The 25,319-nt window shown below is 71.0% G+C and carries 29 protein-coding genes and 1 pseudogene; 13 read left to right on the top strand and 17 right to left on the bottom strand.

The genetic code is table 11. From position 1 onward, the window contains the following. Window positions 1-73: 73 nt before the first annotated feature. From ABZ826_RS13320 to ABZ826_RS13345, 6 genes are all read right to left on the bottom strand, one after another. Entirely contained in the window at window positions 74-1,039 is a 966-nt protein-coding gene (locus ABZ826_RS13320; protein ID WP_361446541.1) for a folate-binding protein, read from the bottom strand. A 21-nt stretch (window positions 1,040-1,060) separates the two neighbouring features. Then, the gene (locus ABZ826_RS13325) at window positions 1,061-1,531 is read right to left on the bottom strand and encodes a Fur family transcriptional regulator (RefSeq protein WP_361446543.1); all 471 of its coding nucleotides are present in this window, start codon (window positions 1,529-1,531) and stop codon (window positions 1,061-1,063) included. Window positions 1,532-1,664: 133 nt separating this feature from the next. Continuing rightward, window positions 1,665-2,237 carry an FABP family protein gene (locus ABZ826_RS13330; RefSeq protein WP_351075359.1) on the bottom strand — a complete coding sequence of 191 codons (573 nt, stop codon included), beginning with the start codon at window positions 2,235-2,237 and terminating at the stop codon, window positions 1,665-1,667. 321 nt (window positions 2,238-2,558) lie between these two features. After that, window positions 2,559-3,440 carry a hypothetical protein gene (locus ABZ826_RS13335; RefSeq protein WP_361446545.1) on the bottom strand — a complete coding sequence of 294 codons (882 nt, stop codon included), beginning with the start codon at window positions 3,438-3,440 and terminating at the stop codon, window positions 2,559-2,561. After that, on the bottom strand, window positions 3,437-4,273 hold the full coding sequence (locus ABZ826_RS13340) for a hypothetical protein (protein WP_361446547.1): 837 nt from the start codon (window positions 4,271-4,273) through the stop codon (window positions 3,437-3,439). Before ABZ826_RS13340 ends, ABZ826_RS13335 begins: the two co-directional genes overlap by 4 nt. Next, window positions 4,270-5,031, bottom strand: coding sequence for a hypothetical protein (locus ABZ826_RS13345; RefSeq protein WP_361446549.1), 762 nt, complete (start codon window positions 5,029-5,031; stop codon window positions 4,270-4,272). The genes ABZ826_RS13340 and ABZ826_RS13345 overlap by 4 nt, the downstream gene beginning before the upstream one ends. A gap of 155 nt (window positions 5,032-5,186) precedes the next feature. Between ABZ826_RS13345 and ABZ826_RS13350 the strand changes: the two genes are divergently transcribed. Beyond that, window positions 5,187-5,549, top strand: coding sequence for a DsrE family protein (locus tag ABZ826_RS13350; RefSeq protein WP_361446551.1), 363 nt, complete (start codon window positions 5,187-5,189; stop codon window positions 5,547-5,549). Window positions 5,550-5,583: 34 nt separating this feature from the next. On the opposite strand, the gene ABZ826_RS13355 is transcribed toward ABZ826_RS13350, so the two are convergent. From ABZ826_RS13355 to ABZ826_RS13390, 8 genes are all read right to left on the bottom strand, one after another. Continuing rightward, window positions 5,584-5,841: a DUF3099 domain-containing protein gene (locus ABZ826_RS13355; RefSeq protein ID WP_361446553.1), complete on the bottom strand. Its 258-nt coding sequence runs from the start codon at window positions 5,839-5,841 to the stop codon at window positions 5,584-5,586. 152 nt (window positions 5,842-5,993) lie between these two features. Then, window positions 5,994-6,281, bottom strand: coding sequence for a DUF1416 domain-containing protein (locus tag ABZ826_RS13360; protein ID WP_361446555.1), 288 nt, complete (start codon window positions 6,279-6,281; stop codon window positions 5,994-5,996). A 51-nt stretch (window positions 6,282-6,332) separates the two neighbouring features. Continuing rightward, on the bottom strand, window positions 6,333-7,178 hold the full coding sequence (locus ABZ826_RS13365) for a sulfurtransferase (RefSeq protein WP_361446557.1): 846 nt from the start codon (window positions 7,176-7,178) through the stop codon (window positions 6,333-6,335). Window positions 7,179-7,342: 164 nt separating this feature from the next. Further along, on the bottom strand, window positions 7,343-7,450 hold the full coding sequence (locus tag ABZ826_RS13370) for a putative leader peptide (protein WP_350983699.1): 108 nt from the start codon (window positions 7,448-7,450) through the stop codon (window positions 7,343-7,345). A 252-nt stretch (window positions 7,451-7,702) separates the two neighbouring features. Beyond that, window positions 7,703-8,392 carry a DUF2993 domain-containing protein gene (locus tag ABZ826_RS13375; RefSeq protein WP_361446559.1) on the bottom strand — a complete coding sequence of 230 codons (690 nt, stop codon included), beginning with the start codon at window positions 8,390-8,392 and terminating at the stop codon, window positions 7,703-7,705. Between the two features lie 138 nt (window positions 8,393-8,530). Further along, a complete protein-coding gene (locus ABZ826_RS13380; RefSeq protein ID WP_361446561.1) occupies window positions 8,531-10,057 on the bottom strand; it encodes a hypothetical protein in 1,527 nt (508 codons plus the stop codon). 10 nt (window positions 10,058-10,067) lie between these two features. Beyond that, window positions 10,068-10,322, bottom strand: a complete 255-nt coding sequence (locus ABZ826_RS13385) for a MoaD/ThiS family protein (protein ID WP_361446563.1) — start codon at window positions 10,320-10,322, stop codon at window positions 10,068-10,070. A gap of 41 nt (window positions 10,323-10,363) precedes the next feature. Continuing rightward, window positions 10,364-11,260 (bottom strand): alpha/beta hydrolase, encoded by an 897-nt coding sequence (locus ABZ826_RS13390; RefSeq protein ID WP_361446565.1) that lies wholly within the window; start codon window positions 11,258-11,260, stop codon window positions 10,364-10,366. A gap of 314 nt (window positions 11,261-11,574) precedes the next feature. Here ABZ826_RS13390 and ABZ826_RS13395 point away from each other — a divergent pair, with 314 nt between their 5' ends. After that, entirely contained in the window at window positions 11,575-12,378 is an 804-nt protein-coding gene (locus ABZ826_RS13395; protein ID WP_361446567.1) for a response regulator transcription factor, read from the top strand. A gap of 208 nt (window positions 12,379-12,586) precedes the next feature. Beyond that, a complete protein-coding gene (locus ABZ826_RS13400) occupies window positions 12,587-13,627 on the top strand; it encodes a LacI family DNA-binding transcriptional regulator (RefSeq protein WP_361446569.1) in 1,041 nt (346 codons plus the stop codon). Between the two features lie 78 nt (window positions 13,628-13,705). On the opposite strand, the gene ABZ826_RS13405 is transcribed toward ABZ826_RS13400, so the two are convergent. After that, entirely contained in the window at window positions 13,706-14,167 is a 462-nt protein-coding gene (locus tag ABZ826_RS13405; RefSeq protein ID WP_361446571.1) for a hypothetical protein, read from the bottom strand. A 230-nt stretch (window positions 14,168-14,397) separates the two neighbouring features. On the opposite strand from ABZ826_RS13405, the gene ABZ826_RS13410 reads away from it, so the two are divergent. From ABZ826_RS13410 to ABZ826_RS13430, 5 genes are all read left to right on the top strand, one after another. Then, a complete protein-coding gene (locus tag ABZ826_RS13410) occupies window positions 14,398-15,525 on the top strand; it encodes a trypsin-like peptidase domain-containing protein (protein ID WP_361446573.1) in 1,128 nt (375 codons plus the stop codon). 10 nt (window positions 15,526-15,535) lie between these two features. Continuing rightward, on the top strand, window positions 15,536-15,712 hold the full coding sequence (locus ABZ826_RS13415; RefSeq protein WP_361446575.1) for a hypothetical protein: 177 nt from the start codon (window positions 15,536-15,538) through the stop codon (window positions 15,710-15,712). Window positions 15,713-15,754: 42 nt separating this feature from the next. Continuing rightward, window positions 15,755-16,486, top strand: a complete 732-nt coding sequence (locus ABZ826_RS13420) for a response regulator transcription factor (protein ID WP_361446577.1) — start codon at window positions 15,755-15,757, stop codon at window positions 16,484-16,486. Further along, window positions 16,483-17,910, top strand: a complete 1,428-nt coding sequence (locus ABZ826_RS13425; protein ID WP_361446579.1) for a HAMP domain-containing sensor histidine kinase — start codon at window positions 16,483-16,485, stop codon at window positions 17,908-17,910. Before ABZ826_RS13420 ends, ABZ826_RS13425 begins: the two co-directional genes overlap by 4 nt. Before the next feature lie 104 nt (window positions 17,911-18,014). Continuing rightward, a complete protein-coding gene (locus tag ABZ826_RS13430) occupies window positions 18,015-18,239 on the top strand; it encodes a hypothetical protein (protein ID WP_361446581.1) in 225 nt (74 codons plus the stop codon). Between the two features lie 189 nt (window positions 18,240-18,428). On the opposite strand, the gene ABZ826_RS13435 is transcribed toward ABZ826_RS13430, so the two are convergent. Further along, a complete protein-coding gene (locus tag ABZ826_RS13435) occupies window positions 18,429-19,325 on the bottom strand; it encodes a phosphatidylinositol-specific phospholipase C (RefSeq protein ID WP_361446583.1) in 897 nt (298 codons plus the stop codon). 279 nt (window positions 19,326-19,604) lie between these two features. Here ABZ826_RS13435 and ABZ826_RS13440 point away from each other — a divergent pair, with 279 nt between their 5' ends. Next, a complete protein-coding gene (locus ABZ826_RS13440) occupies window positions 19,605-19,817 on the top strand; it encodes a hypothetical protein (RefSeq protein ID WP_361446585.1) in 213 nt (70 codons plus the stop codon). Window positions 19,818-19,965: 148 nt separating this feature from the next. Here ABZ826_RS13440 and ABZ826_RS13445 read toward each other — a convergent pair whose 3' ends face one another. After that, on the bottom strand, window positions 19,966-21,801 hold the full coding sequence (locus ABZ826_RS13445) for a bifunctional metallophosphatase/5'-nucleotidase (RefSeq protein ID WP_361446587.1): 1,836 nt from the start codon (window positions 21,799-21,801) through the stop codon (window positions 19,966-19,968). 540 nt (window positions 21,802-22,341) lie between these two features. Here ABZ826_RS13445 and mshD point away from each other — a divergent pair. The 4 genes and pseudogenes from mshD (at window position 22,342) to ABZ826_RS13465 (ending at window position 25,138) form a co-directional block, all read left to right on the top strand. Beyond that, the gene (gene mshD, locus ABZ826_RS13450; protein WP_361446589.1) at window positions 22,342-23,265 is read left to right on the top strand and encodes a mycothiol synthase; all 924 of its coding nucleotides are present in this window, start codon (window positions 22,342-22,344) and stop codon (window positions 23,263-23,265) included. A 112-nt stretch (window positions 23,266-23,377) separates the two neighbouring features. Further along, the gene (locus ABZ826_RS13455) at window positions 23,378-23,788 is read left to right on the top strand and encodes a GntR family transcriptional regulator (RefSeq protein ID WP_361446591.1); all 411 of its coding nucleotides are present in this window, start codon (window positions 23,378-23,380) and stop codon (window positions 23,786-23,788) included. A gap of 28 nt (window positions 23,789-23,816) precedes the next feature. After that, window positions 23,817-24,381 (top strand): annotated as a pseudogene (locus tag ABZ826_RS13460) (ATP-binding cassette domain-containing protein); the annotation flags it as partial. A 547-nt stretch (window positions 24,382-24,928) separates the two neighbouring features. Further along, window positions 24,929-25,138 (top strand): hypothetical protein, encoded by a 210-nt coding sequence (locus ABZ826_RS13465; protein WP_361446593.1) that lies wholly within the window; start codon window positions 24,929-24,931, stop codon window positions 25,136-25,138. The last annotated feature ends 181 nt before the right edge of the window (window positions 25,139-25,319 follow it).

Below are 25,319 nucleotides of genomic sequence, written 5' to 3' on the forward strand. Positions count from 1 at the left end.
GACAGGTCGCGCAGCCGGCATGGACGACGCGGACGGTCGCGCGTAGGGGATCTGCGCCGAAGAGCGGGAGGGGCTACGGCTCCACGACCGTCTCCTGGGCGGCCGCCGTGTCGCCCGCGAGCAGTTCCGCGTCCACCGCGACGTTCCGCTTGACCAGCGCCAGCGCGATCGGGCCCAGTTCGTGGTGGCGGGCCGAGGTGGTGATGAAGCCCAGCTGCCTGCCCTCGGCGCCGTCCGCGGCGAGCCGCACCGGTGTGCCGTGTCCCGGCAGGACGACCTCGCTGCCGTCGAGGTGCAGAAAGACCAGCCGCCGCGGCGGCTTGCCCAGGTTCTGCACCCGGGCCACGGTCTCCTGGCCTCGGTAGCAGCCCTTCTGGAGGTGGACGGCGGTGCCGATCCAGCCCAGCTCGTGCGGGATGGTGCGGTGATCGGTCTCGAAGCCCAGGCGCGGGCGGTGCGCCTCGACGCGCAGCGCCTCGTACGCGAGGATGCCGGCCAGGGGGCCGTGTCCGGCCGCGTACTTCTCCAGGTCGGCGCGCGGCAGGAACAGATCCCGGCCGTACGCCGTCTCCCGTACCGTCACGCCGTCCGGAACCTCCGCGATGGAGCCGGCCGGCAGATACACCACGGCGAAGTCCTCCGTGCGGTCGGCGACTTCGACCCGGTAGAAGAACTTCATGGACTCCAGATAGGCGACGAGGTCGCCCTGTGTGCCCGGTTCGGCGTGCATCCACACGGTCTCGCCGTCGTCGACGAGGTAGAGGGCGTGCTCGATGTGCCCGTTCGCGCTGAGGATCAGGGCCTCGGTGGCCTGTCCCGGGGCGAGTTCGCTGACGTGCTGGGTGAGCAGGAGATGCAGCCAGGCCAGCCGGTCGCTGCCGGTGACGGTGACGACGGCACGGTGCGAAAGGTCGACGAGGCCGGATCCGTCGGCGAGGGCGCGCTGCTCGCGGAACAGGTCTCCGTAGTGTGCGGCGACGCCTTCGTCGCGGCCTTCGGCGGGTACGGCACCGGGCAGGGACAGCAGGGGGCTCTTCATGCGACCAGCGTACGACGCGATTTACGGCTCGGGATGCCCCGCTTCGGCCGTCCGGGCCGGGCCAGCGGACGCGGCCTTCGCCGTGCAGTCGGCGCAGCGGCCGAAGATCGCGAAGTGCTTCATGTCCGTCTCGAACCCGAAGTCGGCCCGGAGCTTCGCGGTGAACTCGGCGACGACCTCGACATCGGCCTCGATGACGTTCGTGCAGTCCCGGCAGACCAGATGGATGTGGTGGTGGCGGTCGGCCAGGTGGTACGTCGGCGCCCCGTGCCCCAGATGAGCGTGGCTGACCAGCTCCAGCTCCTCCAGGAGTTCGAGCGTCCGGTAGACGGTGGAGATGTTCACGCCGGACGCGGTCCTGCGTACCTCGGCGAGGATGTCGTCGGGCGTCGCGTGTTCCAGCGTGTCGACGGCTTCCAGGACAAGCTGCCGCTGCGGCGTCAGCCGATAGCCGCGCTGTCGGAGGTCGGTCTTCCAGTCGGTGCTCACCACACGCTCAGTGTAGGTCGGGGTGAGCACCTGCCCGCAGCTGTGTGCAAAAGGAATCCGTGGACCGCACGCCGCGAATCACGGGGACGCGGGCCTGTGGGACGAACGGCCGGAAGGCCCCCGGCCGGGGCGCGGACTACTTGAAGAAGGCGATGCCGTCGTCCGGGAGGTCGCCGAGGCTCTTCGCCATCGCCTCGACCTCTTCCGGGGTGACGACCTTCTTCAGGTGCGCCGACATGTACGGGCGCAGCTCCACCTCGGGGGTGGCCTTCTCGCCGACCCACATCAGATCGCTCTTCACATAGCCGTAGAGACGCTTGCCACCGCTGTACGGGCCGGAGGCCGCGGTCCGCGCCACCGCGTCGGTGACCAGGTCGATCTGCGGCTTCTGGTCGGCCAGCTCGCCGTACCAGATCTCGATGACGCCCTGGTCGCGGACCATGACGACCTCGACCTTGCGGTCCTTGTCGATGCGCCAGTAGCCGGACTCGGACTCCAGCGGCTTGACCTTCTTGCCCTCGGAGTCGAGCACCCAGGTGTGCGAGACGTACTCCAGGAAGTCCCGGCCGTCGTGGCTGAAGGAGACTTCCTGGCCGAAGTTGCACTGCTCGGCGCCGGGGAAGTCGGAGACACCCGCGCCCGCCCAGTTGCCGAGGAGGAAGGCCAGCGGGACGAGGTCCGGGTGGAGGTCGGACGGGATCTCGATCATGAGCGGCTCAGACGATCTGTGAGGTGGGGGCGACTACGGACGTGACGCAACGGAGTGTCGGTGTCACGTTGTCCTGACGGGGATACCCGTGCGGACAAGAGGCGAGGGCGGGGAGGTTCAGCGCTGACCCTGGTACAGCTTCTTCACGGTCACACCGGCGAAGGCGAGAACGCCGAGGCAGACCAGGACCAGCAGGGCGGAGAAGAATGCCTCAAGCACGGGAGCTCCTTGGAACGAGCGGTAGGGCAGCGGTATGGGGCCGGGCCCCAGCCTAATGGGTTGGGGTCCGGCCCGCTGGTTCGGGGTTTGCCGTGGGGCAGGTCAGCCCAGCAGCTGGTTCTGCAGGATCAGCGTCTGGTGGAACGGAACGCGATCCGTGCCCTCCTTGCCCTCCCGGGACTGGACGACGAGGGCGAACGTGTCGCCGGCGACCAGGTACCCCTGGCGGACCTGCGCCGCGCCGTACGGCTTCGCCTCGTCGTACGCGTACGACGCGGTGCGCTCCACCTTGCCCGCGCCGTTCCAGCCTTCGTCGAGGACCATCCCGGACGTCTCGGACGTCCCGACGAGAGGCACCCCGGAGGGGGTGTCCCGGACGATCGCGTCCCTGAAGTACTGCGCGAAGGCCGTCGAATTGAACTGCACGAGATAAATCCGGGACGACGTGCCGTCGGGCATCGTCCAGCCGCGGGCGGCCACGTGCCGCGGAGCAGAGTCCTTCAGTATGTGTGTGATGTCGGAGCGCTTGCCCTTCACATACTCGGAGAGGTACTGCTCCGTACTCACCCAGCCGCCGTCGAGCTTCTTGTCCACGGTCGCTCCGGCCGGGGCAGGCAGCAGAAGACGCCGCAGGTCGGCGTGGTGGATCTCGGCGACATTGCCGCCGCTGAAGGGGCGGGGCGAACCGGCCGGGAGCGCGGGCAGGCTCAGCTCGGGATAGTCCCAGCGGCCGTCGCTCTCGGTGGCCAGACCGGGTACGTCGGTGCGCTCCATCGAGGTGATACCGAAGGCCGTACCGGCGCCGAGACCGCCGAGAACCAGGGCCGCGACAGTCCACCGGGCGACGGCCCGCAGGACGCGCCTGGGCTGTTCGGGCGGCAGCGGCGGGAACAGAGGCGGCTCGGGCGCCTGCGGTACGGGAGCCGCCTCGGCGGGCGCTTCCCCGGTGGGCGCGGCAGGCGTTTGCGCCGTCTGCTCGGTCATACGTACTCCCCCGGGGACGCGATGTGGTTGAGCTGGTCCTTCAGCAGTTCGGCGACGGCCGCCCGGTCGAAGGGCACAGTGCCGGACGCCGAGACGCCGATGCTCAGCTCGCCGTCGTACGCCATGCACTCCATGGACACCATGAAGTCCTCGTCGGCTTCGCCGTCCTTGCGCAGGAGGAAGCACTTGGCGTTCCTCGTGTGTCCCTGGATCTTCGGCCCCTGGCGGAAGATGCCGATGGTCTCGAAGAGATCCGACCTGACGTTGTAGAGGTTCTGGACCGCCTTCTTGTCCTTCATCCGCATGATCTGTGTTTCCACCAGCAGGTCGTTGCCGTCCGATACATAGGAACGGACGGCGGTGCCCTCGATACGGAGCTTGTCGACCCGCTTCTCGTAGTCCCGGCGCTCCTTGCCCGCGAGACCGCGGGCGCTCTCCTTCACCGCAGCTGCCGCCTTCCTGCCGCTCTGCTCGCCGTCGTTGCCCATCTCGCCGATGTCGGGGCCGAGCCGGTAGCCGCTCGGGACCGGCAGCAGCAACTTGCTGAGCTCGGTGGAGGCCCTGCCCCGGGCCACGTCACCGGCCGGGTCCTTGCCCGGCTTGTGCTCGGGCTCCTGCCAGAGGACGGTCCTGACGCTGCGGTCGGCGCTGTCCACCGTGCTGCTGGTGTACGCGACCGCACCTGCGACCGCGGCGATCACCAGCACGACGGGGAGCGCTGTGCGGATCAGCCGGCGTGAGCGGCCGGGGGCGGCCGGGGGAAGCGGGGCCGCGGGCCCGGGAGCGTCGGCGCTCTCGTCGGGCGTCGTCACCTGCGTGGTCACGTCGTTCACAGCCGCTCCAGCTGTCGCTCGGCCAGCGTCCGGATGTCTTTCTTGCTGATCGGTACGGTGTCGTAGATGTTGATGTCGGCCATGATGTCGCCGCGGTACACGGTGGCCCTGGCCCGGTAGGACGGCAGATAGCCCGGCTTCCGCTCGACCTCGTAGAGGTAGTAGCGGCCGTTGCCGCTTCCCTTGAGCGGATCGCCGTCGTTGCCCGCACCGAACTCGGTGCCGGGCATGTACGAACGCTGTCCCTCGGCCAAGTCCTGGGCTTCCTGCTCGACGCCCGAGCGGAACTGCACGAGATAGGTCTCGGCGGTGCGGTACTGCCCGCGCTTCCAGGCGGCACCCGCGATCCGGCGCATGTCGGACTCCAGGAAGTACTCGTACTGGGCGCCCTTGTCCCTGAAGGTGCGGGCGTACTCGTCCACGCCCAGCCAGCCGTCGCGGAAGCCCGGCGCCGCCTTGTCCTCGCTCCAGCCCGCGGGCCTGTCGGCGAGCAGCTTGCGCAGGTCGCCGTCCGTCCTGACCTGACGGTCCTGGGACGCGGGCAGCGGGTCGGGGGCCTTGTCCGCGGGCAGCGCCTTCGCCGGGTACGCCAGACCGGGCTGCGACAGGGCGGGCAGCGGTGTCGGGGCGCGACCGGCCTGCACGTCGTAGCCCACGGCGGTGCCCCCGGCGATACCGAGCACCGCGGCAGCGGCGATCAGCAGGGTCGTGCGCCCACGCGGGCGCTTCGCGACGGGCGCCGGCACGGGTATGGGCACGGGTACGGGCTCGGCCTGCCCGTCAGGAATGGTGTCTTTCGGTTCCAAAAAGGGGTCCCCCCACGAGACCTGAGGCGCGGATTCCGTTATCCGCGCACCCACCTGACTGCCACCGAGGGGATGAGGTTGCCCGCCCGACGATTACAGTTCGGCATATGCCGAAGAAGCTCGTGATCAAGGTGACCGCCGGTGCCGACGCAGCCGAGCGCTGCTCCCAGGCGTTCACGGTGGCCGCGGTCGCCGTCGCCAGTGGTGTGGAGGTCTCGCTCTGGCTGACCGGGGAGTCCTCGTGGTTCTCCCTGCCGGGGCGCGCCGCCGAGTTCGAACTGCCGCACGCCGCGCCGCTGCCGGATCTGATCGAGTCGATCCAGACGGGCGGGCGGATCACCCTCTGCACGCAGTGCGCGGCGCGGCGCGACATCACCGAGCAGGACGTCCTGGAGGGCGTACGGATCGCGGGGGCCCAGGTCTTCGTCAGCGAGATCATGGCCGACGGCGTCCAGGCCCTCGTCTACTGACGCGCCCACGGCCTGCGGCGCCGTCCGCGGCCGTTCAGTGCCGCTTCTTGCCGTCGAGCTCGTCCCACCACTCGTCGGACTTCGGGTCGCCGGACGGATCGTCCCACCAGCGGTCCTCCGGGCCCCGCCGGTTGGCGACCATCGCCGCGACGGGCGGGATGACCATGGCGACGACACACATCGCTATGGCGGCGGGCATCGACCACAGCCGGACAAAGGACCAGGCCGATACGAAGAGGACGATGCAGCCGCCCATCATCAGGAAGTAGCCACGCCGGCGTCGGGCGTACATACCTCAAGCGTAGGTCCGTTCGCCGCTCACGCGAACGGCACGAAGGGCCGTACCCCGCATCAGAAGGCGTCCAACCCCTGGGGTACGGCCCTTCGGCCGGTAAGGCGACGCGGGAGCACCGCCCTGGTCGGACGGACGGCATCCCGCGTCGGTCAGACGGCGATGGCGACCTCGGAGAGGCCACCGGTCTGCGCCACGACCGTGCGGTCGGCGCTGCCCCCCGGGACGAGGGCGCGCACCGTCCACGTGCCCTCGGCCGCGTAGAAGCGGAACTGTCCGGTCGCCGAGGTCGGGACCTCCGCGGTGAACTCGCCGGTCGAGTCCAGCAGGCGCACGTAGCCGGTGACGGGCTCGCCGTCGCGGGTCACGCTGCCCTGGATGGTGGTCTCACCGGGCTTGATGCTCGAAGCGTCGGGGCCGCCGGCCTTTGCTCCACACATGGTGTTCTGTCCTTCTGGGTCGGGGGTCGTGCTGGTCCGGGTCGTGCGGAGTTACTTGTTGGCACCGAGCTCGATCGGCACACCCACGAGGGAGCCGTACTCGGTCCACGAGCCGTCGTAGTTCTTGACGTTCTCCTGGCCGAGCAGCTCGTGCAGCACGAACCAGGTGAGCGCGGAGCGCTCCCCGATACGGCAGTACGCGATGGTGTCCTTCGCCAGGTCGACCTGCTCGGCCTCGTAGAGCGCCGTGAGCTCGTCGTCCGACTTGAAGGTGCCGTCGTCGTTGGCGTTCTTCGACCACGGGATGTTGCGGGCGCTCGGCACGTGGCCGGGGCGCTGGGACTGCTCCTGCGGGAGGTGCGCCGGGGCGAGCAGCTTGCCGCTGAACTCGTCGGGCGAACGCACGTCGACCAGGTTCTGGTTGCCGATGGCCTTCACGACCTCGTCGCGGTAGGCGCGGATCGACTCGTCCTGCGGCTGGGCCTTGTACGCCGTGGCCGGGCGGGACGGGATCTGGTCGCCGTCGACCAGGTCGCGGGAGTCGAGCTCCCACTTCTTGCGGCCGCCGTCGAGGAGGCGGACGTCCTGGTGACCGTAGAGCTTGAAGTACCAGAACGCGTAGGACGCGAACCAGTTGTTGTTGCCGCCGTACAGGACGACCGTGGTGTCGTTGCCGATGCCCTTCTCGGACAGCAGCTTCTCGAAGCCCGCCTGGTCGATGAAGTCACGGCGGACCGGGTCCTGGAGGTCCTTGGTCCAGTCGATCCGGATCGCGTTCCTGATGTGGTTCTTCTCGTACGCCGAGGTGTCCTCGTCGACCTCGACGAGAGCGACCTTCGGGTCGTCGATGTGGGCCTCGACCCAGTCGGCGTCTACCAGGACGTCACTGCGGCTCATTCTGTTCTCCTCCGGGGCGGTCTGCGGCGAGATGGTGCGAGACGGTGCGTGATGCGGATGTGCGGCGGACAGGGTGCGGCGCACGTGCACAGGCGATGGGGATGGGGATGGGGCCCTGACATCGACCGAAGGGCCGGGGAACGCGGGGTGCCGAAGGCTCCCGCTCAGACAGTGCGACAGAGCATGGCGGCGACGCGACACAGGTCCACTGCCCGCCGCTTCGTGAGATCCGCCCGGCCCCGCTGTGGGAGACCGCCGATTGAGCACTGCATGGCACCGATCGTAGGGAGGTACGGGCGGGCATGTCACCGCCGTACCGTATCGCGAGACACGATCGTCCGTAATGCGAGACACGAACGTGAGCGCGGCGTCCGGGGCACCCTGCCCGTGCCCTCGGCACGCGTCGGTCATCTGCGGATCGGACGCGACCGTCTCACTATGTGATGCGCCGGGGCGCTGAAGCCCTGTCCCGCCCCGGCCGTCGCTGTCCGGCGGTGCTCATCGGCGGGGCCCGTGCGCCGGACTCATCCGGCGAGCCGGACGTCCGTGCCCGTCACCGAGATCTCCAGGCCGTCGGCGGTCGGCTGGATCCTCCGCAGCTTCAGGCCGCTGGGCAGAGCGCCGACCTCCCGCTCGAAGTCGGTCTTCTGGCGCACCAGACCCTCCAGCCCGGGAATGCCCTCGCCCGGCACCTTGTCCGCGTGCACCTTGATGGTGTGGCCGCCGATCAGGGTGACCGTGGAGAGCACACTGCGCGACAGCGGGCGGCCGAGGATGTCGACCGTGCCGGTCACCTTCACCTTGCCGTTGCCGCCGTACTCGACGACGACGCCGTCGCCGGCGGCCTTGGTCAGGTCCTCGTACGAGATGACGGCGGTGCCGGTGGCGCGGGCGGCGGTGGCGCTGGAGTAGCCGTCGGCGAGCTTCACCTCGTGCAGCGCGGCGTTCATCCTGCTGATCCGGATCCTGCGGCCGTCGGCGTCGGCCTCGATGCCGGAGATCTGGACGTCGACCTCGTCGAGCTGTGCTCCGGCGACCTGCGTCAGAAACGGAAATCCCTTGATGGAGACATCCGTCGAGCCGATCGTGGCGCCGGTGACCTGGACCCGTCCCTCGGCCTCCGACTCGGCGAAGTACACCGCCGCCCGGTCGACGGCGACGAAGATCCCGCCCAGAACCACCGCTATGACCAGCAGTATCCGCAGTGCACGCATGCCCGCTCTTCCCCTCACCCTGCATCCGGCCGGACCCCTGGCGGCCCGTGCGTCCGCTACGGATGCACAGCACGCCCGGGGTGATCGACGAGCAGGCACCCCCCTCCGGTTCCCGAGGGGGGTGCCTACCGGTCGGCGCTACGAGATCGCGCGGCCGATCAGATAGACGGCGGGGGCCGCGGCGGTGAGCGGCAGCGCCACACCGGCCGTCATGTGGACGAACCGGGACGGGTAGTCGTAGCTCGCCACCCGCAGCCCGATCAGCGCGCAACCACCCGCCGCGAGGCCGAGCAGCGCGCCCTTCGTGCCGAGATCGGTGAACGTCCCCGCCACGGCACCGGCGCCCGCGGCGGCGAGCAGCGCCACCACGACCGAGGCCGGTCCGGGCAGCGGCAGGGCGCGGACGAGCACGGCGACCGCGACGGCCACCCCGCCCAGCGTCACCGCGTCCGGGACCGCCGCGAGATGTCCGGCGGCCAGGACCGAGAGGGCGGCCGACGCGACGGTGGCCATCAGCCCCTGCATCCGTTCGTCGGGGCTCGCGTGGCTGCGCAGCTGGAGGACCACGGTGAGCAGCACCCAGACGCCGAGGGTGCCGAGGATGGCGGCCGGTCCGTTCTCCCGGCCCGCGGCGAGCAGCGCGATGTCGGCGACGAGGCCGCCGGCGAACGCGAGCGCGATGCCCTGCCGGGCCGGCCACATGCCGTTGAGCCGGAACCAGCCGGCCGCGGTCACGGCCTGGAGCAGCACCAGCGGCACGACCAGGGCGTACGACCCGATCGCGGCACCGAGGGCGAGCAGCAGCCCGAGTCCCGCGGTGATCGCGGCGGGCTGCATGCCCGGCGCGATGATCGGTGAGCGGCCCTCGGCGCGGGCGCGCTGGGCGTCGGTGATGCGGCTGTTGCCCAGAGTGGTGGGCGCGCTGTAACCGGCGGCGTCGAGCGCGGAGGCGGTGGCGGCCGGGGGCGCGTCCGCCGGGACGGCCGCCCGGACCGGCTCGGCGGCCCCGGTCGCGAGCGGGACCGCCGGAGGCAGCGGGTAGGAGCCGGAGGCGCCGTGCGGCTGCGCGTGCTGCGGGCGCGGCGGACCGTCGGTCCCGGCACCGGGCGGCACGGGCTGCTGCACGGGCTGAGCGGGCTGGATGGTCGGCTGGTACTGGGTGTCCCAGGTCTGCCCCTCCCAGGTCTGCGTGACCCCGGGGTCGTGCGTGCCGTGTGCCGCGGGCGCGACGGGTTCCCCCGTCTGCCCCTCGGGCCACGCGGGCCCGGGGTTCATCCCGGGGGCTCCGGGCGTCCGGTGCGGGTCGTGAGCACCGTGCGCCTGCTGCGGGGCTCCGTACGGGGCGTGGGCCTGCTGCCCGTACGACTGCGCGCCGTACGTCTCACCCTCGTACGGCTGTCGTCCGTGGGTCGGGTCGCCGTACGCCTGCGCGCCGTGAGTCGGGTCGCCGTACGCCTGCTGCCCGTAGGTCTGCTGCCCGTACGACTGCGAGGGCTGCTGCTGCCCGTAGGTCTGTGCGGGCTGCTGCTGTCCGTACGGCTGCGCGGGCTGCGGATCCTGGCCGTCCGGCCGGTCGTACCCGGGCCTGTACCCCTGGCCCGGGTCCTGTCCGTACGGATGCTGATGATCGTTTCCGTACGGATACTGATGATCATTGCTGCTCATGTTCTGCGGTTCACCCTCCTGCGAACGGCGGGAGCACCTCGACCGTGCCGCCCTCGGCAAGGCGTACGGTCTCATGACCTCGGGTCCCGACGGGGGCACCGTCGATGAGGAACGAGCACCTTTGCAGCACTCGGGTGAGCTCACCGGGGTGCCGCTCGCGCACCGCGTCGAGCGCCTCGGCAAGGGTCGCGGCTGTGTACGGCTCCTCCGCTGTCCCGGCGGCGGCCTTGGCGGCGGCCCAGTAGCGGATCGTTCCCGCGGGCATGGCGGCACTCCTCTCGTCTCGCATCAGCTGTCCATCATGAATCACGGTGCCGCCGCCCAGTCACCGATGCGGGTGAGCAGGCTCTCGTCCGCCGCGTTCTCGGCATGGCCCATGCCGCGTTCCAGCCACAGCTCGGCGCCCTCGCCCGCCGCCTCGGCCAGCATCCGCGGGTGGTCCAGCGGGAAGTACGGGTCCTGGTCGCCGTGCACGATCAGCAGCGGGGCCGGGGCGATCAGCCCGGCCGCCTCGACCGGCGGGAGCGGTACCGGATCCCAGTCGTCGCGGTCGATCCGGGTGCGGAACCCGTAGCGGCCGACCAGCCGGCCGACGGGCCGGGTGACCATCCAGTGCAGCCGACGCATCGGGGCCGTGCCCCGGTAGTACCAGCGGGCGGGGGCGCTCACGGCCACCACCGCGTCCGCGTGCGCCTGGGTGTGTGCTCCGACGCGCCCCTCGCGCCCCACAACGCCACGGGCGTCCGCGTCCTCCGCCGCTCGTCCCGCGTACAGCGCCCCGTGCCGCAGCACCACGGAGCCGCCCATCGAGAACCCGACGGTCACGACCCGCCGGTGTCCGAGCTCCCGCGCCCACCGCACCGCCGCCGCCAGATCCAGCACCTCGCGGTCGCCCACCGTCGACCGGCCGCCGGAGCCGCCGTGGCCGCGGAAGGAGAACGTGACCACGGCCGCACGCCGGGCGAACACCCCGGCGGCCCGTCGTACGGCGGGCCGGTCCACCGAACCGGTGAACCCGTGCGCGACCACGATCGCAGTACCGTCGAAGGATGTTCCCGCAGCGGCCCCGGCACCCGCCGTACACGGCTCGTACACCGCCTCGATACGGGTCCCGTCATCGGTCCGCAATGCCGTGCGCAGAGGACCGGGCGTGATCAAGGGAACAGAGGAACTCCGAAATCGCCCCTCGGGCACAGAACTCATGTGGGCTATTCTGCTGGGAAGAGGATCCGGGCAAAGCAGCCCCCGGATCCTTTTGTGCTTTCCAGGCGTTGTTACGGAGAAGTTTCCACAAGCTCAGCGGTCCCAGGGCGCGGGGCCACGGCCGTAGAAACCGTATGACAGCCGTCGTACGGCAACCCGTGCGAAAGCCAGCACGAAACGTACGAAGAAGTGCCGCATACTCCCCCGGGCCCGAGCCCGGGAGTGCCCCTCTCGCAGGGAACGAGGAGGACCGACGTAATGGGCGAGCGAACCGTGCACGATCACCGACCGACGACCCAGGCAGGTGGGCGGCGATGAGTTCACTGCTGCTCCTGACGAATGCCCTTCAACCGTCGACGGAGGTGCTTCCCGCCCTCGGTCTCCTGCTGCACAGCGTGCGGGTGGCGCCTGCCGAAGGCCCCGCTCTCGTCGACACCCCCGGTGCCGATGTCATCCTGATCGACGGCCGCCGCGATCTGCCGCAGGTGCGGTCGCTGTGCCAGCTGCTGCGGTCCACCGGACCGGGCTGTCCGCTGCTCCTCGTCGTGACGGAGGGCGGTCTCGCGGCCGTCACCGCCGACTGGAGCATCGACGACGTACTGCTGGACACGGCGGGACCGGCCGAGGTCGAGGCCCGGCTCCGGCTGGCCACCGGCCGGCAGCAGATCGGCTCCGACGACTCCCCGATGGAGATCCGCAACGGCGATCTGTCGGTCAACGAGGCGACGTACAGCGCGAAGCTGAAGGGCCGGGTCCTCGACCTGACCTTCAAGGAATTCGAACTGCTCAAATATCTGGCGCAGCACCCGGGCCGGGTCTTCACCCGCGCCCAGTTGCTCCAGGAGGTCTGGGGCTACGACTACTTCGGCGGTACGCGGACGGTCGACGTCCATGTGCGGCGGCTGCGCGCCAAGCTCGGCCCCGAGCACGAGTCGCTGATCGGCACGGTCCGCAACGTCGGTTACCGCTTCGTCGCACCGGAGAAGGTGGAGCGCACCGCCGAGGAGGCCAAGTCCCAGGCCGCGGCGGAAGCGGCCGCCCGACCCGTGACCCGCCCGGAGCGGCCGGGGACGGCCGGGGCCGCGGGGGAAGTCCCGGTCCGGCCCGCGAGCAGGTAGCGGGTGACCGGCGGACCGGGCCGGAGCACGGGGCGGGGTCCGGTGCGTGCCTCCGCCGCGCCGCGGATCGGGGCAAGGCGCGGGACACATGCCTTCAGCGCGATGGCGAGTGCCTGATCGACAACGCCGCCAACACGCGTACCCGACCCCGCGAACCCTGCCGGATCCACCTGTCACCCGCTTGGTCCATCCGCGTAGACTGCCGCGCGTGGCCAAGGTGACGCGGGACGATGTGGCGAGACTGGCGGGTACGTCGACCGCGGTCGTCAGCTACGTCATCAACAACGGACCCAGGCCGGTCGCCCCGGCCACGCGCGAGCGGGTACTCGCCGCGATCAAGGAGCTGGGGTACCGGCCGGACCGGGTTGCCCAGGCGATGGCCTCGCGGCGGACCGACCTCATAGGGATGATCGTGCCGGACGCCCGGCAGCCGTTCTTCGCGGAGATGGCGCACGCGGTCGAACAGGCCGCCGCCGAGCGCGGGAAAATGGTGCTCGTCGGCAACTCCGACTACCGCGACGAGCGCGAGGTCCACTATCTGCGGGCCTTCCTCGGCATGCGGGTCTCCGGGCTGATCCTGGTCAGCCAGGGCCCCAGCGAGCGGGCGGCGGCCGAGATCGAGGCGTGGGACGCGCGGGTCGTGCTGCTGCACGAGCGGCCCGAGGCGATCGACGACGTCGCGGTCGTCACGGACGACATCGGCGGCGCCCAGCTCGCCACCCGTCATCTGCTGGAGCACGGCAACGCGTACGTGGCGTGCCTCGGCGGCGTGGAGTCGACCCCGGCGGTCGGTGACCCGGTCGCCGACCACGTCGAGGGCTGGCGCCGCGCGATGCACGAGTCGGGGCGCTCGACGGAGGGCCGACTCTTCCAGGCCCCGTACAACCGTTACGACGCCTATCAGGTGGCGCTGAAGCTGCTCGCGGGTCCGGACAGGCCGCCGGCGATCTTCTGCTCGACGGACGACCAGGCCATCGGGGTGCTGCGGGCCGCGCGCGAGCTGCGCATCGACGTGCCCGGGGATCTCGCGGTGGCCGGCTTCGACGACGTGAAGGAAGCCGGGCTGACCGATCCGCCGCTGACGACGGTCTTCTCGGACCGCCCGGCAATGGCACGGGCGGCCGTGGACCTGGTGCTCGACGACTCGTTGCGGGTGTCGGGGTCGCGTCGGGAGCGGCTGAAGCAGTTCCCGTCGGCGTTGGTGGTGCGGCGGTCGTGCGGCTGCGGGGAGCCTGCGGCCGGTCAGTGACGATGCCAGTGGTGCGGGGCACGGACGGGGCCGTGCCCAAGTGGCCATGGCTCCCACCGGCAATGGCCGCGTCCGGCTTCACCGACCGTCGCTGGTTCCCATATGGAACCTCGTCAGCGCGAACACGATGATGAGGTCGAGCGTCATCATGGGAATGGCCCACGCCGGGTAGTACGGAACGAACATGAACTGGGTGATCAGGCTGATCCCTGCCATTGCCGCGCCGGCCCCGCGGCCCCAGCTCTTGTTTGTCAGGACTCCCAGGCCGGCGATGACGAGCGCCACCCCGACCACGAGATGAATCACGCCCCAAGCGGTCAGGCCGAACCCGTAGGCGTAATGGGACGAGGACGAGAACAGCGTGTCCTGTGCAATGCCGGAGGCGCCCATGAGAATGCTGAGCGGCCCGCTGAGCATCAGCGCGGCCCCGGCGAACATGGACGCGCCGCTGACCGTTTCGCTGCCGGTCCCTCTGTGCCCCGGCCGTGCCTTGTCCGACATCGCTGTCATGGCCGTCGCCTTCCTGTACAGCGCGGTCACCGACGCACAAGGCCCGTGCGAGGCCGGCCACGCTCCCCTGACAGGATCACCGCAATCCCTCGGCGCCGCGACTGCAACCCGCCGTGGGGAGACAGCGCACGCCCACCGCACTGCTCGGCACCTCCCCAGCACGGGCAGCGGCCGTAACTTATGTCGGGCATACGAGGTTCTGCCGGGCTTCTCAGGGCGTGCTCAGGCTTCTCTCATCTTCGCCGGACACGCTTTTGGTCATGACAGAGAGCCAGCGCCCGAGCGGCAAGTACCCGATGTACCCCTCGTACGGCAACGGTGACGCGTCCTACCCGCCGCCGCCGCCGTCCTACCAGCCCGCGCAGCCGGTCGCGACGGCCCCCGGCACCACGGTGTGGCCCGGCCGGGGCGGCGCCGACGGGCACGGCGGCGGGGACGGCGGATACGGTTCCGCCTTCCCGCAGCCCGCGCCCGAGCCGGCCGCGCCCCGGCGGCGGGCCAAGCGGCCGGTCGCGCTCCTGGCGGCCGTGGCGATCGCGGCGGCGGTCGTCGGCGGCGGCACCGCCACCGTCATCAGTCAGCTCACCGGCAACGACGCGAACAGCGCGGGCGGCGGTGTCGTCCCCGGCACCACCGTCTCGCAGAGCAGCAAGGGCACCGTCGCCGGTGTCGCCCAGGCCGTCTCGCCGATGATCGTCGAGATCAACGCGACCTCGACCGCGGGCGAGTCCACCGGCTCCGGCGTCGTCATCACGTCCGACGGCGAGGTCGTCACCAACAACCACGTCATCTCCGGCGCCTCGTCGATCAAGGTGACGCTCAGCACGGGCAAGACGTACCGCGCGAAGGTCGTCGGCACCGACTCCGCCAAGGACCTCGCACTCATCAAGCTCCAGGGCGCGAGCGGGCTGAAGACGGCCACACTGGGCGACTCCTCTGCCATCGCGGTCGGCGACCAGGTCGTGGCGATCGGCTCACCGGAGGGCCTCACCGGCACCGTCACCAGCGGCATCGTCTCCGCCCTGAACCGCGATGTCACGGTCGCCAAGGAGGACGGCAGCGGCCAGGGCCAGGGACAGGGCGGACTGCCCGGTGGCGGACAGTGGCCGTTCGAGTTCGGCGGTCAGCAGTTCAACGGCGACACCGGCAACTCCACCACCACGTACAAGGCCATCCAGACCGACGCCTCGCTCAACCCCGGTAACTCCGGTGGCGCGCTCATCAATATGAACGGCGAGATCATCGGCATCAACTCCGCGATGTACTCGGCGAGTTCGTCCGAAGGATCCAGCAGCGCCGGCGCGGGCAGCGTGGGTCTCGGCTTCGCCATCCCGGTGAACACACTCAAGGCCGACCTCAGCACCCTGCGGGCCGGCAACAGCTCCTGAGGAGACATCCATGCACCACCCCACGGACACCCCCGGCGGCCCGGCCGACCTGGCCCTGCCTCTCGCACTCGTCACGGAACTGGCCGTCCGCCGGGCCTCCGAGCCGCCCCGGGTCCCGGAGATCCGCACCACCGCGGGCCGCAAGCGCCGGGCCGCGCGACGACGTGCCGCGGCCGTGCGAGGCTGAGAGCAGCCCGACCGGCACGGAACGAGAAGAGGACAACGAGCGATGAGCCCCGCCGAAGACGATCCGCAGCGCATCCTGATCGTCGACGACGAGCCCGCCGTACGTGAGGCGCTGCAGCGCAGTCTCGCGTTCGAGGGGTACGGCACCGAGGTCGCCGTCGACGGTCTCGACGCCCTCACCAGGGCCGAGTCGTACGCCCCCGACCTCATCGTCCTCGACATCCAGATGCCGCGGATGGACGGCCTCACGGCGGCCCGGCGGCTCCGCTCCACCGGCACCACCACACCCATCCTGATGCTCACCGCCCGCGACACCGTCGGCGACCGGGTCACCGGTCTCGACGCGGGCGCCGACGACTACCTGGTCAAGCCCTTCGAGCTGGACGAGCTCTTCGCCCGCATCCGGGCCCTGCTGCGCCGCAGCTCGTACGCGGCCGCGGCGGGCGGCGACGTCCCCGACGACAATGTGCTGGCCTTCGCCGATCTGCGGATGAACCTCGCCACCCGCGAGGTCACCCGGGGCACGCGCCAGGTCGAGCTGACCCGTACCGAGTTCACCCTGCTGGAGATGTTCCTGGCCCACCCGCGGCAGGTGCTGACCCGCGAGCAGATCCTCAAGGCGGTGTGGGGCTTCGACTTCGAACCGAGCTCCAACTCCCTGGACGTGTACGTGATGTACCTGCGCCGCAAGACGGAGGCGGGCGGCGAACCGCGGCTCGTGCACACGGTGCGGGGGGTCGGTTACGCGCTCCGCTCCGGCGGCGGTGACGGATGACCGGAACCCTGCACCGGCTGCGCGCCCTGCCCCTGCGGACCCGGCTCGCGCTGCTGGTGGCGACGGCGGTGGCGGTCGCGGTGGCGGCGGTCGCGGCGGCCTGCTGGTTCGTGACGCGGGCGCAGCTGGACAACCAGCTGGACTCCTCGCTGCGCAATGTCTCGGTCAGCGACATCTATGTGCAGAAGCTGCTCACCTCCTGCGCGCACCCCGGACAGGCGACAGCACCGCAGCTCGAAGGCGCGTACACCGTTCAGCTCGTCACCGTCTCCGGGAGCACCTGCACCTCCGCCGGGGCGTCACCGATCGGAGTGACCGCCGCCGACATCGCCGTGGCCGCCGGGCTGCGCGACAACGCCCTGCACACCGCCAGGGCCAAGAACGGCACGAGGATGCGCGTGAACACCTACGCGTACGAGCCCCGCAATCCGATCCCGGGGGTGCTGCCGGGAAGCTTCGCGGTCTCCGTCGCCCGCCCGATGAGCGAGGTCGACGCCCCGCTGTCCACCCTCGCCTGGGTCCTCCTGATCGTCTCCGGCGTCGGTGTCATCGGCGCCGGCGCGGCCGGTCTCTGGGTCGCCCGCACCGGTCTGCGTCCCGTCGACGAACTCACCGAGGCGGTCGAGCATGTCGCGCGGACCGAGGACCTCACCGTCCGCATCCCGGTCGAGGGCGAGGACGAGATCGCCCGGCTGTCCAGCTCCTTCAACTCGATGACCGCTTCCCTCGCCAGCTCCCGCGACCGCCAGGCCCAGCTGATCGCGGACGCCGGCCACGAACTGCGGACGCCGCTCACGTCCCTCCGTACCAACATCGAACTCCTCGCCCGCAGCGACGACACCGGCCGGGCCATCCCGCCGGACGACCGCAGGGCCCTGATGACGTCGGTGAAGGCCCAGATGACCGAGCTGGCCTCGCTCATCGGCGACCTCCAGGAACTGGCCCGCCCCGACGCGGCGCACCCCGGCCCGCTCCAGGTCGTCGCGCTGCACGACATCGCGGACACGGCCCTGGAACGCGCCCGTCTGCGCGGTCCGGAGCTGATCATCCGGGCGGACCTGACGCCCTGGTACGTACGGGCCGAGCCGGCCTCGCTGGAGCGGGCGGTGGTCAACGTCCTGGACAACGCGGTCAAGTTCAGCCCGCCCCACGGCTCGATCGACGTCACCCTGCGAGACGGCGAACTGGCGGTCCGGGACCACGGTCCCGGCATTCCCGCCGACGAGCTCTCGCACGTCTTCGAACGCTTCTGGCGCTCGCCGTCCGCCCGCCAGCTCCCCGGTTCGGGCCTCGGCCTGTCGATCGTCGCCCGCACGGTCCAGCAGGCGGGCGGCGAAGTCGGCCTGCGCCCGGCAGCGGACGGCGACGGCACGGTGGCGGCGATCCGCCTGCCGGGGGCACCGCAGCCGCCGCCGGGGCTGTGAGGCGCGGACGATTCGGGTGTCCGCACAGGCGTCGCGCCCGGTCGGCCGGGCACGCACGGCGACTGTTCACCCTCGCTGTGCTGGGCGCCGCCCTGTTCGCGGCGATGGCATGGGCAAGCCGTCGCGGCCGCCGCTGGGCGCGCGGGGCCGGGACCGCGGCCGTCGTGCTGGGCACCGCCCTGGCCGTGTACAACTTCGGCCAGCCGCACCCGCTGGTGATGACGGTGGCCGGCGTCCTGCCGTGCGCGGCGGGCCTGGCAGCCGTCGCCCTGCTGTGGACGCGGGAGTCCTCGTCCTACTTCGCGTCGGCCCGCACGGCGTCCGCCTGAACCGCACCCGCCCACGACACGGCACCGCGCCGCGCCGTCAGGGGGTCCGCACGCATCCCGTTCCCACGTGCCCCGTGCGCATGGGCCCCGTCCCCACGCGGCCCGTGCGCACGCGCCCCCGGCCCGTCCGTGCGCGTCCCGCCCTCATGCGTCCCGTACGCCGCAGCGCCCGGACCACCGGCGATCCGATCAACGATCCAGCGGGTTGTGCCTGATCAGCGATTCGACCAGCCCCGACCGGGTGGCGGGGAAGTCCAGCGGGACGATGCCGAGCCCGGTCCAGCCGGTCGCCCCGGAGCCGTCGAGGAACGACTGCACCTGTGGATTGAGCCGGTCCGCGTTCCAGCGCGGCGGCATCAGCGCGGCGGTGCTGACGTAGTTCATGTACAGCTTCCCCGGCTGCTGCGCGGCCTTGCGGAACTGGGCCTCGATCTTGGGGTACTTGGCGAACGGCTCCGCCATGTAGTCGTCCTGGATGTCGAAGAGCGCGGAGTCGCCGTAACGGACGCCGGGCAGCCCGCCGTTGTCGGCGAGCAGGACGACCTTGCCGCGTGCCGCGCCCAGCACGGGCAGCGCCGCGTCGATGTGGAACAGCGGCCGCCAGCCCCTGACGTCGAGGTAGTCGTCGAAGACCGCCCGGAACGCCGCGTCGCTCTCCTCCGAGTACTCCTGCTTGACCCGCATCAGCACGGTCTCGGTGGGGTGCGCCGCCAGGAAGTCCCAGCAGGCGCCCAGCACATCGCCGAACATCAGGTTCTGGTACGAGGCCCCGTGGTGGATCGCGAAGGAGCCGCCGGTGACCCGGCACCGTACGTCGAGGAAGCGGATCCCGCTGTCCAACTGCTCGGCGATCGTGGTGTTCTGGCACTCCGTCCAGGGCCCGCCGTAACGAGCGCCGGAGTCGTGCGAGCCTGGGATCGTGAGGCGTTGCAGCGCGGTGGCGTCGGATAGGGCGCTCATCCAGTCCTGCGTGGTGCGGACTTGGCGGGTCGCGGCACCCGCGGGGCCCGCGCCGACGAGGACCGTGGTGGTGGCGGCGAGGGCGCCGGCCAGGAAGTTCCTGCGTGTACCGGTGTACGGGCTCATGCGGGGGTGCCTCCGTCTGCCGTGGGGGTCGACCCAGGGATTATGACCGGCACACGTCACGACGGGAACGGGGCCGACAGCCAGCCGACTGCCCCGGCTCGCCCACCGACTCACGGTCTGATCGCACCGCCGCAGATACCGACAGGGGGACGTCCATGGACAACCCGGCCCGCAGCAGGCCCTCCGCCGCAGGGAACGCGGGAGGTACCCCGCATCCCGAGGTGCTGGTAGGCAACCGGTGCATCACCCGCCTTCGGACACACCGGTTCCGTGCGCGCGATGGCGGTGACCGAACTCCATGGACGACCCCATGCCATCACCGGCAGCTCGGACCGGACGGTGAGGATCTGGGACCTCACCACGCACAGCCAGGCCACGGAGTCCCGATCCGTCCGGACCGCATGGCAGGTGGTCGCCAACGACGGCGTGGAGAACACCCCGCTCCTGGTCCGCTTCCCCCACGCAGTCGTGGAGCGGCTGGCGTTCACCTGAGGGATGACTGTGCTGGGTGGCTGCTTCCCGTGCCGGAAGGCGGTCTGGTTCGCGCTCTCCCGAGCTGGGTCGGCACCCTGAACGGGCCGCGGAAGAGGAAGGGCGGTGGGCCCGCCGGCCCACCGCCCCGCTCACCCGCGTACGGGAGTTACTGGATGACCGTGATCCGGTCCGTCGCCGGCGGGGCCAGCGGCGCGGCGGCCGTCGAGTGGGCCGCCAGGTAGGCGTTGAAGACGTCCAGGTCGGAGGGGCCGACCAGCTTGTTGGTGCCCTGGCCGAGTGCCGCGAAGCCGTCGCCGCCGCCCGCCAGGAACTCGTTCATGGCGACGCGGTAGGTCTTCGCCGGGTCGATCGCCGCACCGTTCAGCTTGACGGTGTCGGTGACCACGCGGGCCGCGCCGGTCTTCGTCATGTCGAGGGTGTAGGTGAGGCCCTTGGAGATCTGGAGGATCTTCGGGCTGGCCTCGTTGGAACCGCTGACCTGCTGCTGGAGTGCGGTGACCAGCTGGGCGCCGGTCAGGTCGACGACGTTCATCATGTTGGTGAACGGCTGCACGGTGAAGGACTCGCCGTACGTCACCACCCCGTCGCCCTCACTGCCGGTCGCCTTGTAGACCAGGTCCGCGCGGATACCGCCCGGGTTCATGAAGGCGACGACCGCCCCGCCCTTGTCCGCCGGGGCCAGGCCCTCCAGCTGGGCGTCCGCGATCAGGTCGCCGAGCGGCTTCTCGGGGGCCGTGGAGCCGCGGCCGTTGATGTCGGCGGTGATGTAGCCCTGCGGCTTGTTCGCGATGGGCGCCGCGAGGACGTTCCAGCGGGCGATCAGGGCCGTCATGTCGGAGGCCTTGGGCTGGTCCCGGCTGACGATGTGGTTCACCGACTTCGGGTTCGAGGCACTGGCCGACTTCACCGACGTACGGACGATGTCCTTGGTACGGAGGTCGTACGTGAGGGTCGTGTCGGTGTAGAGCTTGCCGAACGACGCCGCCGAGGTGACCATGCGCGGGTTGCCCGCCGGGTCCGGGACATTGCACACGTACGCCTGGTGGGTGTGGCCCGTGACCAGCGCGTCGACCTTCGGCGTGATGCCCTTGGCGATGTCGACGATCGGCCCGGAGATGCCGTCACCGGCGCCGGAGCTGTCGCAGTCGTAGTTGTACGAGGTGGAGGCCGGCTCCCCGCCCTCGTGGATCAGCGCGACGATGGACTTGACGCCCTGCCGGTCCAGCTCCTTGGCGTACTTGTTGATCGTCTCGACCTCGTCGTGGAACTTCAGGCCCTTGACACCGTTGGCCGTGACGATGTTCGGCGTGCCCTCCAGGGTCACGCCGATGAAGCCGATCTTGATGCCGTTCTTCTTCCACACCGTGTACGGCTTGAGGATCGGCTTGCCGGTCTTCTCGTTCGTCACATTGGCGGCGAGGTACGGGAAGTCGGCGCCCTTGAACTTCTTGCCCTTCTCGTAGCACCCCTCGACCGGGTGGCAGCCACCGTTCTGGAGGCGGGCCAGCTCAACGGCGCCCTCGTCGAACTCGTGGTTGCCGACGGCCGTCACATCGAGGTTGATCTTGTTGAGTGCCTCGATGGTCGGCTCGTCGTGGAACAGGCCGGACAGCAGCGGGCTCGCGCCCACCATGTCGCCACCGGCCGCGGTGATGGAGTACGGGTGACCCTTGCGCGCGGTACGGAGCGAGGACGCGAGGTACTCGACACCTCCGGCCGGAATCGCCTTGGTCGTACCGTCGGCCTGCGTCTCGGTGACCGTGCCCGCCGAGCCGGCCGGCGGCTCCAGGTTCCCGTGCAGGTCGTTGAAGGACAGCAGCTGTACGTCGACGGTACTGGCCGGCTTGTTGTGGCCGTGCCCCTGGCCGTGGTCCTGGGCGTCGGCCGGCATCGCGGCGACGAGCGCGCCGACGGTGGCGAGCCCAGCCGCGGCGGCGAGCACCCGCCGGGACGCGCGGTTCTTCTGCGGTGTCGCTGACATCGGTCCCCTTGTGAGTTCAGCGGGAGGTGTGAGGGTGATGACGAGTCTGGAGACTTCGTGCCGCAGCCTAGGGTCAACGCGCGTAGCGCGACAGGTGTGCGGGATTACGAACTGGTTGCCATGCGGTCGGAATCGGGGTCAACTTCCCCTTATCGCCCACATGGCGCACATATGCGGGCAGAATCGTCCCGCCGCGCCCCTCCGCATCCCGCCACGTCGCGCCGTATCACGCCACGTCGCGCCGCGTCGCGCTTCACCCTCCGTATCTCGCCGCGTCCCTCCCTATCCCGTCGTGGTGGCCGGCCACCACCGGAGTGCGCCGATCCGCCACCGGGCTCAGCGTGTCGGCACCGCTCGCCCCGCCCTCAGCACATGGGCACGGTGGTCGACTCGCCTCGTCCGGCCACCTCGCCGGCGCCGTTCGCGGCAGCACGCGGGAGCTTCCGCGCGGCGCCCGGCCCCTGTCGTCCAGGGCCGGTCCGCCAGTCGGCGCCCCCGCAAGCCGCCCGACGCCCGCCCCGCCCCCGTACGCTCGTACATATGACGACTGACGTACCTCTCCCCGCCCCCGGACGTGAGATCCAGACGCTCGACGCGCTCTCCCCCGAACAGGCCGACGCCGTGTCCGGTCTGCTCGCCGAGGCAGCCCGGTCCGACGGCAGGCAGGCCGTGTCCGAGCAGGGGCGGCTGCAGCTGCGGGGCGGGCGGCGCGAGGGTGTGCGGCATCTGCTGCTGACCAGCGGGACGGTCCTGGTCGGGTATGCGCAGCTGGAGGACACCGACCCCGTCGAGGCGCCCGCCGCCGAACTGGTCGTGCATCCGGCGTACCGCGGGCAGGGGCACGGGCGGGCGCTGGGCGCGGCACTGCTCGCCGTGACCGGGAAGCGGCTGCGGGTGTGGGCGCACGGCGGGAAGTCCGCGGCCCGGCATCTCGCACAGGTCCTCGGCCTCTCCCTCTTCCGCGAACTGCGCCAGCTGCGTCGCCCGTTGAGCCCGCTGGACATCGCCGAGCCGGTGCTGCCGCCCGGCGTCACCATCCGCACCTTCGTGCCCGGCGAGGACGACGGCGCCTGGCTCGCGGTGAACCGCGCCGCGTTCGCCCACCACCCCGAGCAGGGCTCACTGACCCAGCGCGACCTGGACGACCGCAAGGCGGAGCCCTGGTTCGACCCGAAGGGGTTCTTCCTGGCCGAGCGCGACGGCGAGCTGATCGGCTTCCACTGGACGAAGGTGCATGCCGAGGAGCACCTCGGCGAGGTGTACGTCGTCGGCATCCGGCCCGACGCGCAGGGCGGCGGGCTCGGCAAGGCGCTCACCGCGATCGGGCTGCGCCATCTGGCCGCCGAGGGGCTGCCGACCGCGATGCTCTACGTCGACGCGGACAACAAGGCGGCCCTGGCCGTCTACGAGCGGATGGGCTTCGCGACGCACGAGGTGGACCTGATGTACCGCACGGAGTCCTGAGAGCCTGTCGGGCGGCCTCTGAGCCGCGGCACGGAGGAAGGGGCGGCCCCGCTTGACGCCGCCCCTTCCTTACGCCACCCCTTTCACTACTTCATTAGTGAAAGGGGTGAACATGGCAGAGTCCGCAGCGGTCGAGTACCGCATCGACCGGCGCAGCGGCATCGCCACGTACCTCCAGATCGTCCAGCAGACCAAGCAGGCCCTGCGCCTCGGTCTGCTGGAGCCCGGCGACCGGCTGCCCACCGCGCGGGAGGTCGTCGAGGCCACCGCCATCAATCCGAGCACCGTGCTCAAGGCGTACCGGGAGCTGGAGCGCGAGGGCCTCGTAGAGGGCCGGCGCGGGCTCGGCACCTTCGTCACCCGGGCCCTCGGCCGCGTGGCGGCCGCCGTCGACGCGCCGCTGCGCGCCGAACTCGCCGACTGGGTCCGCCGGGCCCGCACGGCCGGGCTGGAGAAGGACGACGCGAGCGCGCTCTTCACCGCCGTACTGGACAAGACTTTCGAGGGGGATCAGGCCGGATGACAGGCGCTGCGATCGAGGCCACCGGCCTCGGCATCGTCATCTCTCCGGCGGCCAGCGCACCCGGCTCGCCCTGGCCCTCGCGCTCGGCAAGCGGCCCGAACTGCTCCTGCTGGACGAGCCGATGGCCGACCTCGCCCCTCCCCCAAGCTCTTAAAGAGCAGGGGGTACCCCCTGCCCGCCACCAGCTGATGGGTGCCCTGATGGTCGAGGCCGCCGAGCACTCCACCACCATCGTGATGTCCTCGCACATCCTCACCGAGCTGGAGGGCGCCTGCGACTACCTCCTGCTCGTCGACGGCGGCCGCGTCCGCCTCGGCGGCGAGACGGACGATCTGCTCGCCGCGCACGCCCTGCTCACCGGCCCGGTACGGGAGACCGCACCGCACACCGTCGTCGAGTCCCGCACCGCGGGGCGTGTGCAGACCACCCTCGTACGGACGGAGGGCCCGGTGGACACCGGCGTCTGGGAGACCGCGGAACCCTCGCTGGAGGAACTGCTGCTCGCGCATCTGCGATCGCCCCAGGCACCCGCGCTGCTGACGCCGAGCGCGACGCGGGGCGTGACCGAGAACCGTGGGGCGGTGGCGGCATGATGAGCACCCTCCGCCTGTCCGGCCCGGCCCGGGTCACCGTACGTCTGCACCGCTGGGACCTGTGGACCTCCGGCGCGATCGTTCTCGCCGGGGTCGTCACGGTGATCGTCGCCGGGCTGTGGGCGGCCTCCGCCGCCGACACCTTCGCGGGCACCGGCTGCTCGATCAGCGACACGAGCCGCAGCTGCGACAGCACCGTCCGCCACTTCCTCGACGTCGAAAGCCACTTCAACCGCCTGCTCGTGGACGTCGGCCTGCTGATGATGGTCCTGCCCGTGTTCGTGGGCGTGTTCGTCGCCGGCCCCGTGATCGCCCGCGAGCTGGAGAGCGGCACGTACCGACTGGCCTGGAGCCAGGCGATCTCCCCGGCCCGCTGGCTGGCGGCCCGGCTCGCGGTGCCCGCCGCCCTCGCCACGGCCGGGTTCGGCGCGCTCTCGGCCGTCTTTGCCTGGGCCCGGAGCCGAACCGAGCGGACGCACTACCCGCTGGAGCGGTACGAACGCGCCGTATACGGCGCCATGGGCACGGCGCCCGTCGGATACGCCCTGTGCATGCTGGCGCTCGGCGCGCTCGCCGGAAGGCGTCCGATCCCGACCGCTGCCTGGCCGACAAGGACATCACCCTGCGCTACCTCGTCGACTACCACCCCGCCTCGCACTTCTGGCCGCTCCAGCTCGTCGAGACGGGCATCCTGCTCGCCCTCGCCGCCCTCGCGGTCGCGCTCGCCTTCCGGGTGCTGCGCCGCCGTCACGCCTGAGCCGAACGTCGTTCCGGGCCCCGCACATGGGCCCGGAACGGTCCCTGCGGGGCATCCGCGCACCCGCACACCGCTTCCTGCACGTCATGTCGCCGTTACCAGCCATTCAGAAGGACTTGCGACCCTCTCAGGATGCAGCCAGCTGTGCCGACCCCCCACCACGGGAGAAATCCCGGTGGAG

It is taken from the genome of Streptomyces sp. NPDC047515, from assembly GCF_040643055.1.
Classification (GTDB): domain Bacteria; phylum Actinomycetota; class Actinomycetes; order Streptomycetales; family Streptomycetaceae; genus Streptomyces.